13 protein-coding genes are annotated in these 15,151 nt (G+C 53.4%); 10 read left to right on the top strand and 3 right to left on the bottom strand.

All coding sequences use genetic code 11. The features are described 5' to 3' along the window. Positions 1-152: 152 nt before the first annotated feature. Both PCH05_RS10240 and PCH05_RS10235 read left to right on the top strand, forming a co-directional pair. Positions 153-1,880, top strand: a complete 1,728-nt coding sequence (locus tag PCH05_RS10240) for a proline--tRNA ligase (RefSeq protein WP_127602398.1) — start codon at positions 153-155, stop codon at positions 1,878-1,880. A 51-nt stretch (positions 1,881-1,931) separates the two neighbouring features. Continuing rightward, entirely contained in the window at positions 1,932-2,492 is a 561-nt protein-coding gene (locus PCH05_RS10235; RefSeq protein ID WP_127602286.1) for a GNAT family N-acetyltransferase, read from the top strand. Between the two features lie 124 nt (positions 2,493-2,616). Here the strand turns inward: PCH05_RS10235 and PCH05_RS10230 are convergent, their stop codons facing one another. Then, on the bottom strand, positions 2,617-3,162 hold the full coding sequence (locus tag PCH05_RS10230) for a GNAT family N-acetyltransferase (RefSeq protein ID WP_246049465.1): 546 nt from the start codon (positions 3,160-3,162) through the stop codon (positions 2,617-2,619). A gap of 357 nt (positions 3,163-3,519) precedes the next feature. Here PCH05_RS10230 and PCH05_RS10225 point away from each other — a divergent pair, with 357 nt between their 5' ends. The 6 genes from PCH05_RS10225 (at position 3,520) to PCH05_RS10200 (ending at position 11,410) form a co-directional block, all read left to right on the top strand. Then, the gene (locus PCH05_RS10225) at positions 3,520-5,082 is read left to right on the top strand and encodes an S-layer homology domain-containing protein (protein ID WP_164766612.1); all 1,563 of its coding nucleotides are present in this window, start codon (positions 3,520-3,522) and stop codon (positions 5,080-5,082) included. A 134-nt stretch (positions 5,083-5,216) separates the two neighbouring features. After that, complete coding sequence (locus PCH05_RS10220) at positions 5,217-6,272, top strand: ArsR/SmtB family transcription factor (RefSeq protein ID WP_164766611.1); 1,056 nt, start codon at positions 5,217-5,219, stop codon at positions 6,270-6,272. Next, entirely contained in the window at positions 6,269-7,585 is a 1,317-nt protein-coding gene (locus PCH05_RS10215; protein WP_127602284.1) for an MFS transporter, read from the top strand. The genes PCH05_RS10220 and PCH05_RS10215 overlap by 4 nt, the downstream gene beginning before the upstream one ends. 109 nt (positions 7,586-7,694) lie before the next feature. Further along, the gene (locus PCH05_RS10210; protein ID WP_127602283.1) at positions 7,695-8,165 is read left to right on the top strand and encodes a hypothetical protein; all 471 of its coding nucleotides are present in this window, start codon (positions 7,695-7,697) and stop codon (positions 8,163-8,165) included. Positions 8,166-8,336: 171 nt separating this feature from the next. Next, complete coding sequence (locus tag PCH05_RS10205; protein WP_127602282.1) at positions 8,337-10,454, top strand: WD40/YVTN/BNR-like repeat-containing protein; 2,118 nt, start codon at positions 8,337-8,339, stop codon at positions 10,452-10,454. Positions 10,455-10,489: 35 nt separating this feature from the next. Beyond that, on the top strand, positions 10,490-11,410 hold the full coding sequence (locus PCH05_RS10200) for a DMT family transporter (protein ID WP_127602281.1): 921 nt from the start codon (positions 10,490-10,492) through the stop codon (positions 11,408-11,410). A 130-nt stretch (positions 11,411-11,540) separates the two neighbouring features. Here PCH05_RS10200 and PCH05_RS10195 read toward each other — a convergent pair whose 3' ends face one another. Together PCH05_RS10195 and PCH05_RS10190 are read right to left on the bottom strand one after the other, a co-directional pair. Next, positions 11,541-12,737, bottom strand: coding sequence for an MFS transporter (locus tag PCH05_RS10195; RefSeq protein ID WP_127602280.1), 1,197 nt, complete (start codon positions 12,735-12,737; stop codon positions 11,541-11,543). A 28-nt stretch (positions 12,738-12,765) separates the two neighbouring features. Beyond that, positions 12,766-13,347 (bottom strand): TetR/AcrR family transcriptional regulator, encoded by a 582-nt coding sequence (locus PCH05_RS10190; RefSeq protein WP_127602279.1) that lies wholly within the window; start codon positions 13,345-13,347, stop codon positions 12,766-12,768. 265 nt (positions 13,348-13,612) lie between these two features. Here PCH05_RS10190 and PCH05_RS10185 point away from each other — a divergent pair, with 265 nt between their 5' ends. Next, on the top strand, positions 13,613-14,272 hold the full coding sequence (locus PCH05_RS10185; protein ID WP_127602278.1) for a metal ABC transporter ATP-binding protein: 660 nt from the start codon (positions 13,613-13,615) through the stop codon (positions 14,270-14,272). Next, positions 14,259-15,149 carry a metal ABC transporter permease gene (locus tag PCH05_RS10180; RefSeq protein ID WP_127602277.1) on the top strand — a complete coding sequence of 297 codons (891 nt, stop codon included), beginning with the start codon at positions 14,259-14,261 and terminating at the stop codon, positions 15,147-15,149. The genes PCH05_RS10185 and PCH05_RS10180 overlap by 14 nt, the downstream gene beginning before the upstream one ends. Positions 15,150-15,151 lie beyond the last annotated feature (2 nt).

Raw genomic sequence — 15,151 nt, 5'->3', positions numbered from 1 at the left:
GTTATCTTAGCCATGAGGATGGCTTCGGCTGCTTGGATAGCGGCCGGGCCGTTAAACATAGGGTGGTACCACGAACGCATTCGTCCCTGAGCCGGGAAGGATGCGTTTATTTGTTGTTCCACGGAAAAATGAAAGAATGGAGCTGATGGATGATGAGACAAAAACATATGCTCGTGCCAACCTTGCGGGAAGCGCCGGCGGAAGCCGAAGCACAGAGCCATAAGCTGCTGCTGAGGGGCGGATATATCCGGCAGCAGGCTGCGGGGATTTACGCCTACCTGCCGCTTGGTAACCGGGTGCTGCAGCGGCTGCAGCAAATCATACGCGAGGAGATGCAATCGGCTGGGTTCGACGAGCTGCTGCTGCCCGCGATGCAGCCGGCGGAGCTGTGGCAGCAATCCGGCAGATATGAGGAATACGGTCCGGAGCTGGTGCGATTGAAGGATCGGCATGAGCGGGATTTCGTTCTTGGGCCGACCCATGAAGAGGTCATTACCTCGATCATCGGAGCGGAAGTCAGCTCCTACCGTAAGCTTCCGGTGCGCGTATATCAGATCCAGACCAAATTCCGAGACGAGCGCCGGCCTCGCTTCGGCCTGCTGCGCGGCAGGGAGTTTCTCATGAAAGACGCCTATTCGTTCGACACGGATTGGGAGGCGCTTGATGTGTCGTATCAATCCATGTTTAAAGCGTATGAGCGGATATTCACGAGATGCGGACTGCGCTTTAAAGCCGTTGAAGCGGAGGCAGGTTCCATCGGCGGAGAAGGCGAAACGCATGAATTCATGGCGCTGGCCGACATCGGGGAGGATACGATCGCTTCCTGTGTGTCCTGTGATTATGCGGCCAATTTGGAGAAAGCAGTATTCTTGCGGCCTCAGGAGGACCGGGAGGCGAACGAGCGGACCACCGCTCCGTTGGAGGAGATCCATACGCCGGATATCCGGACCATCGACGAGCTGAGTGCTTTTCTTGCGGAAAAGCCGGATGTCTTTATGAAGACGATGATTTACTTGGCCGATGGGCAGCCGGCGGCCGTCGTCGTGCGCGGCGATCATGAAGTGAATGAATTCAAACTGAAAAATGCGCTCGGTGCGGCGCAGGTTGAGCTTGCCGATCTGGAAACGGTCGAAAGGCTGACCAGGGCGCCCCATGGATTTGCCGGTCCGGTTGGATTGGACGTTCCGGTGTATGCCGACCGGGATGCAGCAGCCTTGAACGAAGCTATTACAGGGGCTAATCGGAAAGATTATCATCTGCGCCATGTCAGCATCGGCAGGGACTATCAGCCTGCCCAGATCGGGGATTTCCGAAATGCCGTGCCAGGGGATTGCTGTCCGAACTGCGGGGAACGCCTGTCCTTTCATCGCGGCATTGAGGTGGGTCATGTGTTTAAGCTTGGAACCAAATACAGCCAGGCGATGGATGCGACCGTTACGAATGCGGAAGGCAAGGAAGAGCCAATGATCATGGGCTGTTACGGCATTGGGGTATCGCGTCTGATGTCGGCGGTCGCCGAGCAGCATGCGTCCGATGAGGGGATGCGGTGGCCGCTGCGCCTGGCTCCCTTCCAGGTACACATCCTTCCCGTTTCCGTGAAAGACGACACTCAGATGGCGCTGGCAGAGGAGATGTACCACAGGCTTGAGCAGCGCGGAATCGCCGCCCTGCTGGATGACCGGGATGAGCGTCCCGGCGTGAAATTCAAAGATGCCGATCTGATCGGGTCTCCGCTGCGGATCATCATCGGCAAGGCTGCCGGGGATGGCGAGGTCGAGTGGCTGGACCGTCTGAACGGGAGCGGCAAAGAGCAGATCAGCTCCGATGAGGCGGTAGAGCGGGTGCTGGCGATTTGTTCCGCCGATAAGGGTGGATTATAATGGGTAAGAAGAAGCAATGAAATGAACAGGTGGTACGGGAGGATTAACAACATGACGATCAGACAGGCTTTGCCGCAGGATGCGGTACCGGCAGCCAGGCTGCTGTATGATGCGCTGCATGATGTGGCCCATCAGCTGACCGGAGAAGAGAACGAGCAGGATGTGCTGCCCGTACTGGAACAGTATTTTGCTGCGGAAGACGGGAGATTGTCCCATCGCCAGGCACTCGTCAAGGAAGTGGATGGGGAGGTCGCCGGGGTCATCGTCGTCTACGGCGGGGACGAAATCGCGAAGCTGGATCAGCCGATCCTGGATCGGCTGCGCAGGCTCACAAACGATCCGAGCCTGAAGCTCGACAAAGAATCGGATGAGGATGAATACTACATCGACACGCTGTCGGTATCTCCGCGGTTCGGCGGCCGGGGAATCGGCACGGAACTGATCCGGGCTGCCGAAGAACGGGCCCGGGAGCGTGGTTACCATAAGAATGCTATGGCGGTCGTGACGGATAATACGAGAGCCTATGCACTTTACCAGCGCCTGGGGTACGAGGTGGACAAAGAAATCATGATCAATGGCCATGTCTATTATCATATGGTCAAGCATGTCTAAAACCTTGCTGAACAGCCGAGTCATCGGTAATTCAAGAACAATCGATCGTAAATTTCAAAGATCAACTCGTTGATAGAACATAATCAAAACAAAAACGGTCCCCGAAGGGACCGTTTTTTATGCGTTATTCCCAATCTTCGCGCGTGATCGCATAGAGAATATGATCCTCCCATACCCCGTTAATGCGCAAATACCGCTCTGCCAGTCCCTCTCGGCGGAAACCCGCTTTTTCGAGCACCCGTTGCGAAGGAGTATTCCGGGGCATGACGCCGGCTTGCACGCGGTGCAGCCCAAGCTCATCAAAGGCATACCCGACGCAAAGCCGCACCGCCTCGGTCATAAAGCCTTTGCCTTGCTGTTCCTCGGCGATGAAATAACCGAGATTGGCGTTTTGAAACGGGCCGCGGGCGATTCCGGTGAGCGCGACCCGGCCGACGAGCTCGCCCGTTTCCCGCAGGAAGATGCCGAACAAACGGGAGGATGCCAAGTCCTTGTCTCCCATTCCCGATAAGATATCCGTTTCCTGGCTTTCCAGCGTAAAGTACGACGGATCGCGGAGCGGCTCAAACGGCTGTAAGTAATTGTGATTTCGACGTCTCAGATCAAGCAGCGCCTGCGCGTGCTCCTTATGTAACAATTGCAATTCACAGCGTCCGTCCTTGTTCGTCAGCAAATCTAGCAGCCTCCTCTGATCAAATGGATTGGAGAATAGATTATATGGCTCTATCCGGTCAATTGCAAGCCCTTTCTTGCAGTGCCCTTCCCGGCTTACCATCATTTGGACATCAACCTCGTATCGGCTTTTTGATAGTATTAGAAGGTAGCGAACTCAGAGCTATGGCTCTCTGAAATGGGAAGAAAACCGATGAGTGGATCCGTCTTCAGTAAAAGTAAGTGATCGGGGTTTTTTCAAGGATATTAAGAGCGCTCTTTGGGCTCATCTATGCCGTTATTCTATGAATCTACTATAAATAAAAAGCGAGGCTTGTTCCTGTTGAAGAGATATCAGAAAGTACTGTCCCTCTGCATGGCATCCGCATTCATGTTCGGGACATTAACCCCCGTCTCTGCGGCGTCCGCATTGCCCTTTAATGACATTTCCGGCAGCTTTGCCAAAAGCGAAATCGTAGAGCTTGTCAAGGAAGGCGTCGTCGACGGCACGGGCAACGGGAAGTTCGAGCCGAAGAAAAACGTCACCCGCGCCGAATTTGTAACCATGACCGACCGTCTGCTGAAGCTTTCTTCCGTGCAGGCGGACATGGCATCCTTCAGCGACGTTGCGCCGAAAAGCTGGTATTACGGGTGGGTCGAAGCAGCTGTTCAGCTTGGCATCGCGGAAGGCAAAAGCAAAACGCAATTCCAGCCTGCCACGAACATTACCAGGCAGGAAGCGGCCGTACTGATCGTACGCGCTCTTAAGGTGGATCCGGGCACCAGTTCGGCGGGCCAACTGCCGTACACGGACTCGAAGCAAATTGCCTCTTGGGCCTCTTCCTACGTCATGGCCGCGCATACGTTGGGTCTGATGAGCGGCGCCAAGGGGCAATTCCGCCCGAGTGATCCGATGACCCGCGAAGAAACGGCGGCCGTGCTGGATCGTGTATTGCAGGATAAGGTTTGGGCAAAAGCGATTCATCAAACGACGGATCTTGGCCTGCAGCTCGGCTGGCAAAACGGACTCACCACGGCGCAGTTTAAGGAAAAAATCAAAAAAACGAACGTGAACACGCTCATCCCGCGCTGGTTTTTCCTTGAAAATGCGGCTGTGCCCGTATCAAATTATGCGGATGCAACCCTGTCGACATGGGCTAAGCAAAACAATAAAAAGGTATGGGCGATGCTCGGCAACCATTCGGATTCCGCCTTGACGCACCAGATTCTGTCCGACGAAAGCAAACGCAAAGCCGTCATTCAGAAGCTGGCCGGTTACGTGAAAACCTATGGGCTATCCGGTATCAATGTCGATTTTGAAAATGTCAGTCCGGAGGACCGGCTGCCGCTGACCGCCTTTATTTCCGAGCTTGGCACATCCCTGCGCTCTGCTGGTGCTGTGCTGTCCATTGACGTTTCTCCCGATTTGGGTACGGACTGGACCGAGGCCTTCGACTATGAGGCGCTGGGACGCTATGCCGATTATGTGGTGCTGATGGGGTATGACGAGCACTGGGACGGCGATCCGGTCGCGGGCTCCGTGTCGTCGCTGCCTTGGGCGGAAGCGGCATTGAACCGGATGCTGGCGAGCGTGCCGGCTTCCAAAACGATCTTGGCGCTTCCGTATTATACGCGGGACTGGACACTCCAATCCGGAGGCGCGGTGTCCGAGGAGTTATCCTTGATTCAGCAAGGACAGCGCATCAAATCCGTCGCGTATAACCGGGTCTGGGATGAAACGTCGGGCCAATATGTGGTGAGCTACAATCGTCAAGGCGTTCAGCACCGGATCTGGGTCGAGGACGGACGTTCCCTTGCCCTGAAGACGATGATGGGCGCGAAACGGAATATTGCGGGGTATGCATATTGGTATATCGGTGCGGAAACCGATGATATTTGGAGCAGCTTGAAAAATGCGATGCGGTATGCATCCTACTAACCTATGTAACGAAATTCGATCCTTGGCAGAGGGTCGGATTTTTTTTGTGATTTATATTATAAAAACATTGAATAATACATTCTAATAAAATAGAATAAACGTAGATGGAAAATATGGGTAAGGGGAATGACGGGATGAACCTCATCGATTTGTCGTTTAAAAAAGATGCTTACCGGGTGGAGCTGCAGAGCTCTCTATTGTTTGAGCACGCGCTCGGCATAGCCGCGGCCACGAACAGAAGGCTGCATGGCGCACTCGAGCAGCCGGAGGACTACTGGATCAAGCTGCGGAACGAAGTATCCGAGCCGCTGCGTTGGGAGCTGGATTACTGCGAGCAGCATCAGACATGGAAAATGCTGCTGCAGCTGCTCCATACGGAAGTCTTTGACACGTTCGAACAATTTGCGGATGATGTAATGAAGCTGGAAGAAGAGCGGTTCATCTATGAAGTGTTGCCGTTTTTGGGCAGCGGGATGGAGGATTTGCGCCGCAGTACCGCGCAGAAAGATGTCGGAGCGGCGGCAGAGATGAAGAAGGTATGCGCTCGACATGCTTTTTTTTCGGAGATGATCGATACGGCTTTGAATACATCCGCGGATCGATTGAAGGATCATTTGATCAAGCTGCTCCAGCTATGGAAGCAGGAGGTCGCAGGAGCGGAGGACGCGGCGAAGGAGGAGATTCTCCGCCGGGATTTGGCCGCGAAGAAGGGATGGCTCCGGTCCGTTTCGCCGGAGGAGACCGTGCTGCGGGCGGCAGGCGTCGAATATAAGCCGGAGGCCGGAGTAAGCCGCGTGCTTCTCATCCCTCATGTCATCTATCGCCCCTGGACGATTGAAGCGAACATGATCGATACGCAAATCTTTTATTACCCGGTCAGCGACGCCAGCATGACCGCTGGCGGGGACCCGTACGAGCCGCCGGGACAGCTTGTTCAGCTGTATAAGGCACTGGGAGACGAGAAAAGGCTGCGTGCGCTTAAACTGATCGCCGAGCAGGAACGTTCGCTCAAGGAGCTTACCGAACAATTGGGCATGGGGAAGACGACGGTCCATCATCACCTGGCTATTCTGCGTGGGGCGGGACTGGTGAGGGTCAAGGACGGAAGCTATGTGTGGAACAAGGGATCGCTGGACCATCATGATGACGACCTTCGCGATTTTCTGGGACTTGATGAGAATAAGCCATGATCCATAGGGGGATCAAGGACGTTAAAGAAGAAGACGGTCGCCCTTCGAATAATCATAACCCTTCGAATAATCATAACCCTTCGAACAATCATAACCATCGGAACAAGCCCTTTTTGTGGCTGTGCGCCGATCAGATGCGCTCCATCCTTGCCGCAACCTCGGGAACGTTTATTTTGTCCTGGATGCTGTACGAGCTGACCGGTTCCAAAACGGCTATGGGCGTGTTATGGCTGCTTAGCATTGCGGGTCAGTGGGCGGTACAGTGGATCTTCGCGCCTCTCATCGACCGCTGGAAACGTACGACGGTTATGAAATTGTCGGAAACTGTTCGCGGCATGGGCTATGCATTCGTATGGCTGATGTGGATAGCCGGCAACCAGGAAGCATATGTTATATGGATCGGCACTTTTATCGGCTCGCTTCAAATCTATGATGCGGCGGCTGGTGCGCTTTTGCCCAAGCTGGTATCGAAGGAGAGGCTTATCCGTGCCAACGCGACCCTGGCGGGAGGAGGGCAGCTGGTGCGGGTATTGGCTTTGCCGCTGGCAGGCATGCTGACCGGCATGTTCCGGCCCGGGGTGCTGCTGCCATGGCTGATGCTTCTTTTTTTCAGCTGCTGGGGATTTACCGCTTTCATGAATGAACCCGCACGAAACGCGAAACAGGGAATGACCTGGAGGGGGAGTCTGCATCAAGGGATACGGGTGTACCGCGATCATACAATATTGTACGCGCTCGCGCTGCTGATCTCGGTAACCAGCTTCGGCGTATTTGCCACGCAGTCGATGTATGTTCCCTTCGTCATGGACGTGCTGGGCGGCGGCCCGATGGATTTCGGCTTGTTTTCCGCGTCCTTTCCGCTGGGCTATGTGCTGGGCTCTTTGATTGTCGGCAGGCTGAAGGAGCCCGGGCCTTATATGTACGTAATGATGAGCGCGGCGCTGTTCGGCGGCGGACTGACATATTTGCTGCTCGGATCAACGGTTCACATGGCTGCAGCCCTTTGCATTGAAGCGGCGGCCGGAGTGCTGATGCCGTTTTGGAACGTTTACAGCAGCGCCTTGTATTATAGGATCGTCCCGGAAGCCGTCCTTGGACAGGTTTTGGCCGTCCGCTCGCTGCTCACCAGAGCGATGACGCCGCTCGGCATTATGTACGGAACGTTCTGTGCAGAACGCTTCGGCGTGCCGCAGCTGTTCATCACGGTGGGCCTGTTAATCTGTCTGGTTTCGGGAATGGGGCTGATGTTTGCAGGCAACGCGGCATATAGAAGCATGAGAAAGCGAGTGCCGCCCGAGGATAAGCCGGGCTGAACCCAAGAAGTTTGACATCGTTTCTTACATATGAAGCACCGGCCTCGGTTGTCCGTTCTCCAGGAAATGGTTGAAATGTATATGACTTCTCCATGAAAGGGGTATGATGTTGTCGCGTAAAACAGGGTTGATCTTCAGTTCACTGTTTGCCACATGCCTGCTGCTTGCAGCCGGGATGGAACGAATCGGCCGGGACGGGAGTACAGGCGGCCTTCCCATGGACAGGATGCTGCTCTATCCAGGCTGGCTGCTGCTGGCACTCCTTATGTTATTAACCTTCGTTATCGCCGTCCGCTATTTCGACACGCTGCAGGATATGATTGCAAAAATGTTACATCATGATCTTGTCCCCTTCCTCGCTTCCTGCACGCTGCTGCTCTCCTTTGCCCTGCAGCTGCGCCGGGTCAAGCTTGCGGCTGTTTCCCCCGCTGTAACCGGCGACGACGGGATCCCTCAGAGCGGATTCGAGAGCAGCAGCATGCTATCCGCCAACCTGATCTTCAACGCCAATATTGTGCTATTTTGCGTATCGTTTGCGATTCTATGCGGCTGGTGGGCCGTCGAGAAAAGAAAAAATTGACTCCTTATCGAAAATATTCCTTAACTTTTCGCGCAAGGCCATTCTCTATAATAGTATTCAGCCGTTTCAGGTAATGGAGCAAGAACGTTCATCGGCCTGAAGCGAGCAGGTAATTCGGCCTCAACTCATGCAGAGCATGCCTGCGCTGAAGAAGTAAGGAGGACTTTTGCGATGCGAATAAAATCATGGAATTTACACGCAGCTGCCGTTTTGGTCGTTTTGGTGGCTGTGTTATCCGGCTGTACTCTGGCTTCCGCCGGACATGCCGCTCCCGCGGCGAAGACCCAGGCCTCCGTCGCTGTCGCAGTCTCGGAAAAGACTGCTCCCATACCACCAAAGACCGGACAGGAATCTGCCCGGGAGATACAGGCGGCTGCGGTCGCGGCGGGCAAGCCGGCGGCAGTGCTGGACCCGAAGAAGGGCAGCGAGGTGAAATGGACGACATCCGTTCATTATGACCTTCCGGTCATCGATTTCGTGGATACGCAAACGGGCTTTGCGATGAAGGAGATGGGTGATGCCACCCTCCGGCTGCTGACCACGGCAGATGGAGGCGCGCATTGGCAGGAACGCAAGGTTCCGGGCGAGTATGTCCGCAGCCTGGACTTCGTCAATGCACAAACCGGGTATGTTCTGATCGAGGACCAGTGCTCCGAGAGCGGCAATCTGCAGTGCAAGCAGATGCGCCTGCTCAAAACCCGGGATGGCGGACGTACGTGGAATACGTCATGGCAGGCGGTTTCCAAGGAAGACCGAAGCCGGGCGAACCCGGTCATGCATCGGTTATCGTTCGTGGACGAGAACAACGGCGCGATGCTCGTGAACGGCAGTTTGTACATCACGGCAGACGGAGGCGTCCATTTCAAAGCGGCTTCGTTTGGAGTCAGGGATTTCAAAGCGCTCAGCGCAAGCTTTCCGAAGGCGGGAATTGGTTATGTCATTGGCACGGTAGGCAAGAATGAGGGCAAGCTCGCGGTATTGAAAACCGCAAACGGCGGACGTACCTGGAGCAAGCAGCTTGACATTACGGGCAAGGATTCGCCTTTATCCGCATTTCAAATCCAGTTTGCGAACGAGAATGCCGGATGGCTGCTGACGAATGATACGGGAATGATGAACGGGGATGTGTACCGCACGCTTGACGGCGGGAAGCATTGGAGCTACATGAGCACGCAGCGCACCGGTCGTCCCTATGTGGACGGTATTCATCTGATCGACGGGAATACGGGCATGGTCTCGCTGCACCCCGGTGCAGGTCCGATCGAAGGCGGAATTTGGCTGACGAGGGACGGCGGGCGAACCTTCACCGGCGTCGGCACGGTCACGGCCGTCAATCAGCTGCAGATGCTGTCGGCGAAGGAGGCATGGGCTGCCGTGGACGGGATGAACGGAAACGATGTTCTCATCCACTCCCGGGACGGGGGTATCAGTTGGCAGGAGTCGTACCCGTTAAGCGACCCTTATGGACGGCCGACGGAGGATATCACGTTCATCGATCCGCAGAACGGGTACGGTATAGGCACCCACATTAATGGCAATCAAGTGCTGAAAACGACTGATGGAGGAGCAAGCTGGAAGATCATCGCTTCCTTGAAATCATGGATTCGGCTGGAGAAAGTAAGCTTCGTGAACGAGAAGTTAGGATATATCGTCGCGCTTCAGGAGAAAGCTCCCCAGCATGTGCTGCTCGTGACAAACGATGGTGGAATGACATGGGGAAAAGCTTCCGGCGACGGACTGAGCAAGCTTGATCTGTTCGACATCTACGATATACGGTTTTTCGATCGCGAGCATGGCGTTTTGTTCGGCTTAGGCGATGGGAAATCGGTATACCGGACTTCGGATGGGGGAAAGACATGGACGCAAACCCTCTTGAGCCGAGAGCCGGGCAAAGATATGAAAGTCGCCTTGACATCCTATACGGACGGCTGGCTGCTCCAGCAGGGAGACACGAAAGGACGGCTGGAGCTGATTCGCTTCCAGGATGGAATAACCGCCACGGTGTCGAGGCTGAAACGAGACTGGCTTCCGGCAGGGATTTATTTTACGGATGAACGGCATGGCTACCTGCTATGCAATGATATCCATGCGAACGATGGTTACGGGTACCATTTGTTAACAACCGCAGATGGCGGGATGACGTGGACAGATCATCCTTTTTCGGCGAAGACGGAGCTTGATGACGCCAACCGGATCTATTTTGCGGATCCGCTGCACGGATGGCTTCAATCTTACGAGGGAATGGCCGAAACGAAGGATGGCGGACTCAGCTGGACCGTGCTAGAATGAATTGTTATTAAGCTTAGCGCGTGAAAGGAAGCATCATGAGAAAAAAAGCGTCATTCCCAACGGCCATCCCATTATTCATCGGAATTATTGCCGTTTCTTTTTCATCGATTTTCGTCAAATGGGCGTCCGCGCCCGCATCGATTCAAGGCATGTACCGCTTGTTATTTACGGTATTGCTGATGCTGCCCTTTATCGGGCCGTATTGGTCGGAGCTGAAGTCGTTATCTTTTAAAAAAGCATCCATGCTGTTTACCTCCGGGTTTTTCCTGGCGCTGCATTTTTTGCTCTGGATGGGCTCGCTCAAGCTGACGACGGTCTCGAGCTCGACGATCATTTTGGCGCTTGAACCCGTATTTATCGTCTTTGGAGCCTTTATTCTTTATAAAGAACGCACGTCGCGTGTTTCCATGCTCGGCATGGGCGTGGCGATCGTCGGGGCGGTTTTGATCGGCTGGGGAGATATCGGGGTGTCCCGGGACAATTTGATCGGCGATATGCTGTCGGTCTTCGGTACGCTGGCCGTTTCGGTCCATATGCTGATCGGTCAGAAAATGGTCACCCAGGTATCCTCGTTCATCTACAGCTTTGTCGTGTTTGTTTCGGCCGTGGTTGTATTTGCTGTCTATAACCTGTTCACCGCCACCCCGTTCATCGGGTATCCGGGCAAGGATTGGCTCATGTTCTTGCTGCTTGCGGTCGTCCCGACGGTATTCGGGCATTTGCTGTTCAACTGGCTGCTGCAGTACGTTTCGGCCACGACAATTTCCATGAGCATTTTGGGAGAGCCCGTCGGATCCAGCTTGCTGGCGTTCCTTCTGCTCGGCGAACAAATGACCTGGTTCCAGATCATCGGAGGCTTGCTGGCCATTTCCGGACTGGTCGTCTTTTTGAACGCAGGCCGGCTGAGTAAGAAAGCCCTAGGAAGCCAGGTGGGGGAACCGTTAAAATCGGCTTAATGCACGAATGAATCATCAAACTCAATTTGGCCAACACCTGCTTTAGACCACGGATAATACGGTAGCTTGGCAGAAAAAAAACGCCGCTTCAAGGGGATTTGACCCCGGAAGCGGCGTTTTTCATGCTTGTTTAATTGTTTTCGGCCATCTGCCGATCTTTCCACAGGGCGGTGATCACCAGGCCGACGACCATGATGACGGCAGCGAAAAGATAGGGATACTGAATATTCACGTCAAACAATACGCCTCCAAGCGCCGGCCCGACGATATTGCCGAGGCTCGTATAGGTGGAGTTCATTCCGGCAACAAAGCCTTGCTCTTTCCCGGCTGCTTTGGATAAAAACGTCGTTAAAGCCGGACGCAGCAGATCGAACGCCAGAAAAATAAAGGACGTGACGACCAGTACCGTTACAAACCCGGAGATCATGACGGATACGACCGCCAGAATCGCGCCGACAACCAAGCAGGCTTGGATAAGCTTTTTCTCGCCGAGCCATTCCACCATTTTGCCGAAAAGGAAAATCTGAACGATAACGCCGAAAATGGAACTGATCGTAATGATGGCGGCAATATCCTTGGGCGTAAAGCCGAATTTATGATCGGAAAACAGGCTGAATACCGTTTCATAGGCGGACAGGCCGAATGCAAGTACAAACACGATGATAAACGCAATAAAATAGAGCGGGTGAAGCGATTTTTTCAAATCGCCGAAAAAGCTTGATTTCTTTGCGTTCTCCGAAATTTCGGCTAACTCTTCTTTGGTCAATGGCTCTTTCAAAATAAAAACGGATGACAAGCATGCGATGAAGGCAACGACAGCCGCGAAGAAGAAAGGAACCCGAATTCCGTATTCCGCTATAAAGCCGCCGATGCCGGGGCCAATAATAAATCCGGTGCTGATCGCGGCTGAAATGTAACCCATCGCTTTGGGCCGCTCTTCAAGAGAAGTAATGTCCGCCACGTACGCCGTCGCGCTTGGCATGATGAACGCGGCGCTGATGCCTCCAAGAATCCTAGCCAAATAAAGAATCCACACACTCGTGCCGATCCCGAAGATCAGCTCGGACAATCCGAAGAGGAACAGGCCGATCACGATCATTCTCTTCCTGCCGTAACGGTCGACCCAGCGGCCTGCAAACGGCGAAATGATCAGCTGGGACAAAGCGAAGACGGCGACGAGATATCCCATCGTTTTTCCCGATAAATGCATCATGTCCATGAAGGACGGCATGACCGGGATGATGAGGCCTACCCCCAAAAAAGCAATGAATACATTGCTGAGAAGAATCATTAATACTGCTTTTTGTTCCCTTATTGTTTTTTTCATCACTGATCAACATCACTTTCTGTAAGAATCATGGCTGTGAGATGCCTCTCCAAAATACGGCCCAGCAGGCATCCAATTTCTCCTGGAGCCGCGTTTCGTCATTTTCATAAACCAGGCTGATCATAATCGTATCGACAATGCCTAAAAATGCGAGCGTAGGCGTTTTTGGCGTGTTTCCGTAAATGGCTTTGGCACCGATCCAATCATCGAATTTTCGTTCCAGCATCGCCTGTACTTCCGTGTCAATCTCGACGACTTCCTTCCCGACCGCTTGCGTAAGATGAACCGGCGGAAAAAATGACATGCGCAGCCAGAACTTTAACTGCTCGTCTTTCTGGAAAAGATCGATGACCAATCGTAAAAATCCATACAGGTCTTTGCCGGGATCAACAGAATCCATCCGATTAAGGTATTGGATTTTGGACGCTAGCTCCGCTTCTTTCGCATCCCGTAAAACCTGCAAAAACAAATCGTCCTTTCCTTTGAAGTAAGCGTATAAGGATTGCTTTTTCATGCCGACTTCTTCGGCAATTTGGGAAAGAGACGCGCCCTCATAACCATGCATCGTGAAATATTTCAGGGCGGCATCTTTAATTTCATTGATTTTCACAACACACACCTCCAGCTAACGAACGGTCGTCAGTCATCATATCAAATTCCAGGCATAGAGGCAAGCATAGAATCATACAATTAATAGTAATTATTACGATTAACTTGCCAACTTGGTCACTTTATGGTTTAATGACTATTAAACGTAAATATTACGATTAAGCGAGGGGATTGTTAAGGATCGACAAAGCGCTGAGAAGAAGTCATTTATTTTTTTTGCGTTTTATTAATCGTAATGATTACTAATAATCACGAGGAGGATACATATGCCGTTATGTACCATGCGCAATATTGTATTCGGCTACGATCAAGAGCCCGTCATCCGCGATTTTTCGGCGGATTTTCATAAAGGGGAGTTCATCGCCATCAGCGGACCGAACGGAGCGGCCAAAACCACGCTGCTCAAGCTGCTGCTTGGGATTGCCAAGCCTTGGAGCGGCACGGTCCATTGGTCCGCAGATATGAAAAGAGGCTCTGTCGCATATGTTCCCCAGCAAGTAGCCTCTTTTAACCCCGGCTTTCCCAGCAAAGTGATCGAACTCGTCAAATCGGGTTGTTATCCGGGGCTCGGTCTTTTTCGTCCCTTTCATTCTCGCCAGCATGCGCTGGTAGAGGAGGTTTTGAAAGAGGTCGGTCTATGGGAACTGCGGGATCGAAAGATCGGCGAGCTGTCCGGGGGGCAGAAACAGCGGGTATGCATTGCAAGGGCTATGGCGCAGCAGCCGGACCTGCTGGTTCTCGATGAACCGGTTACCGGCATGGACGCGGCGAACCGTGCTTCGTTATACCAGTGGTTGCACGGGACGGTCAAATCCCAAGGGAGGTCGGTTGTCATGGTGACGCATAATCTGCATGAGGCTGAACCGTATCTGGATCGTGTGATTTACCTCGAAGGGAAGGAAGCGTGCGAGCATGTTTCAATATGAGTTTATGCAGCGTGCTTTTCTGGCCGGAGGCCTGATTGCGCTGATCGCGCCGATCCTTGGCATTTACCTGGTTTTACGGCGGCAGTCCTTCATGTCCGATACACTGTCGCATGTCTCGATGGCCGGCGTCGCGCTCGGGACGGTCATTCATGTGGAGCCGGTTCTCTCCGGCTTTCTGTTTGCCATTCTAGGGGGGCTTTTGATCGAGCAGCTCCGAAGAACCTACAAGACATACAGTGAGGTTCCGGTAGCGATCATCATGACCTCGGGTCTTGCGCTTGCGATGGTGCTGATGAGCATGAAAGCCAGCTTGAGCAAAAGCTTCAGCTCTTATTTGTTCGGCTCGATCGTGGCAGTCAGCCGAACACAGCTGATCATTATTGCAGCTGTAACGCTGATCGGGCTTGCATTTTTCGTGCTCCTCCGGCGGCCGCTCTATGCAATGACTTTCGAAGAAGATACGGCGGCGGTAAGCGGTGTTCCTGTCAAGCTTATGTCGTTTGCTTTTGCGGTCATGACAGGCATGATTGTGGCCGCAGCCATGCCCATTGTCGGCGTACTGCTTGTTTCTTCGTTAATCGTGCTGCCTTCGGCCCTGGCGCTTCGCTTCGCCCGCGGGTTTGCTTCAGCTGCCCTGCTGGCAGTCATCGCGGGGATGACTGGGGTATTCAGCGGTTTGACCGCTTCTTATTATACGGATACACCGCCGGGAGGCACCATTGCCCTTATTTTGCTTGTGTTCTTATTAGGCGGGATTGCCATTCAGCGCGCAGCGAAAATGCTCGGCATATGGAAAGCAGGAGATGTCTCTGCTTCCGGAGTGCCGCAGTCCCGTAAACGTCAATCGAACCAAACCATTCATAAAAGGAGTTATTAACC

The organism is Paenibacillus chibensis (assembly GCF_004001045.1).
GTDB classification, from domain to species: domain Bacteria; phylum Bacillota; class Bacilli; order Paenibacillales; family Paenibacillaceae; genus Paenibacillus_AQ; species Paenibacillus_AQ chibensis.
The sequence above is the reverse complement of the archived record's forward strand: the minus strand, read 5'-3'. Positions and strand labels throughout refer to the sequence as shown.

Bases quoted from the DNA above. Each gene is read 5' to 3' on its own strand.
- PCH05_RS10220 (WP_164766611.1), top strand. From the start codon at position 5,217: ATGAACCTCATCGATTTGTCGTTTAAAAAAGATGCTTACCGGGTGGAG.
- PCH05_RS10180 (WP_127602277.1), top strand. From the start codon at position 14,259: ATGTTTCAATATGAGTTTATGCAGCGTGCTTTTCTGGCCGGAGGCCTG.
- PCH05_RS10225 (WP_164766612.1), top strand. From the start codon at position 3,520: ATGGCATCCGCATTCATGTTCGGGACATTAACCCCCGTCTCTGCGGCG.
- PCH05_RS10215 (WP_127602284.1), top strand. From the start codon at position 6,269: ATGATCCATAGGGGGATCAAGGACGTTAAAGAAGAAGACGGTCGCCCT.
- PCH05_RS10240 (WP_127602398.1), top strand. From the start codon at position 153: ATGAGACAAAAACATATGCTCGTGCCAACCTTGCGGGAAGCGCCGGCG.
- PCH05_RS10185 (WP_127602278.1), top strand. From the start codon at position 13,613: ATGCCGTTATGTACCATGCGCAATATTGTATTCGGCTACGATCAAGAG.
- PCH05_RS10195 (WP_127602280.1), bottom strand. From the start codon at position 12,737: ATGAAAAAAACAATAAGGGAACAAAAAGCAGTATTAATGATTCTTCTC.
- PCH05_RS10200 (WP_127602281.1), top strand. From the start codon at position 10,490: ATGAGAAAAAAAGCGTCATTCCCAACGGCCATCCCATTATTCATCGGA.
- PCH05_RS10205 (WP_127602282.1), top strand. From the start codon at position 8,337: ATGCGAATAAAATCATGGAATTTACACGCAGCTGCCGTTTTGGTCGTT.
- PCH05_RS10235 (WP_127602286.1), top strand. From the start codon at position 1,932: ATGACGATCAGACAGGCTTTGCCGCAGGATGCGGTACCGGCAGCCAGG.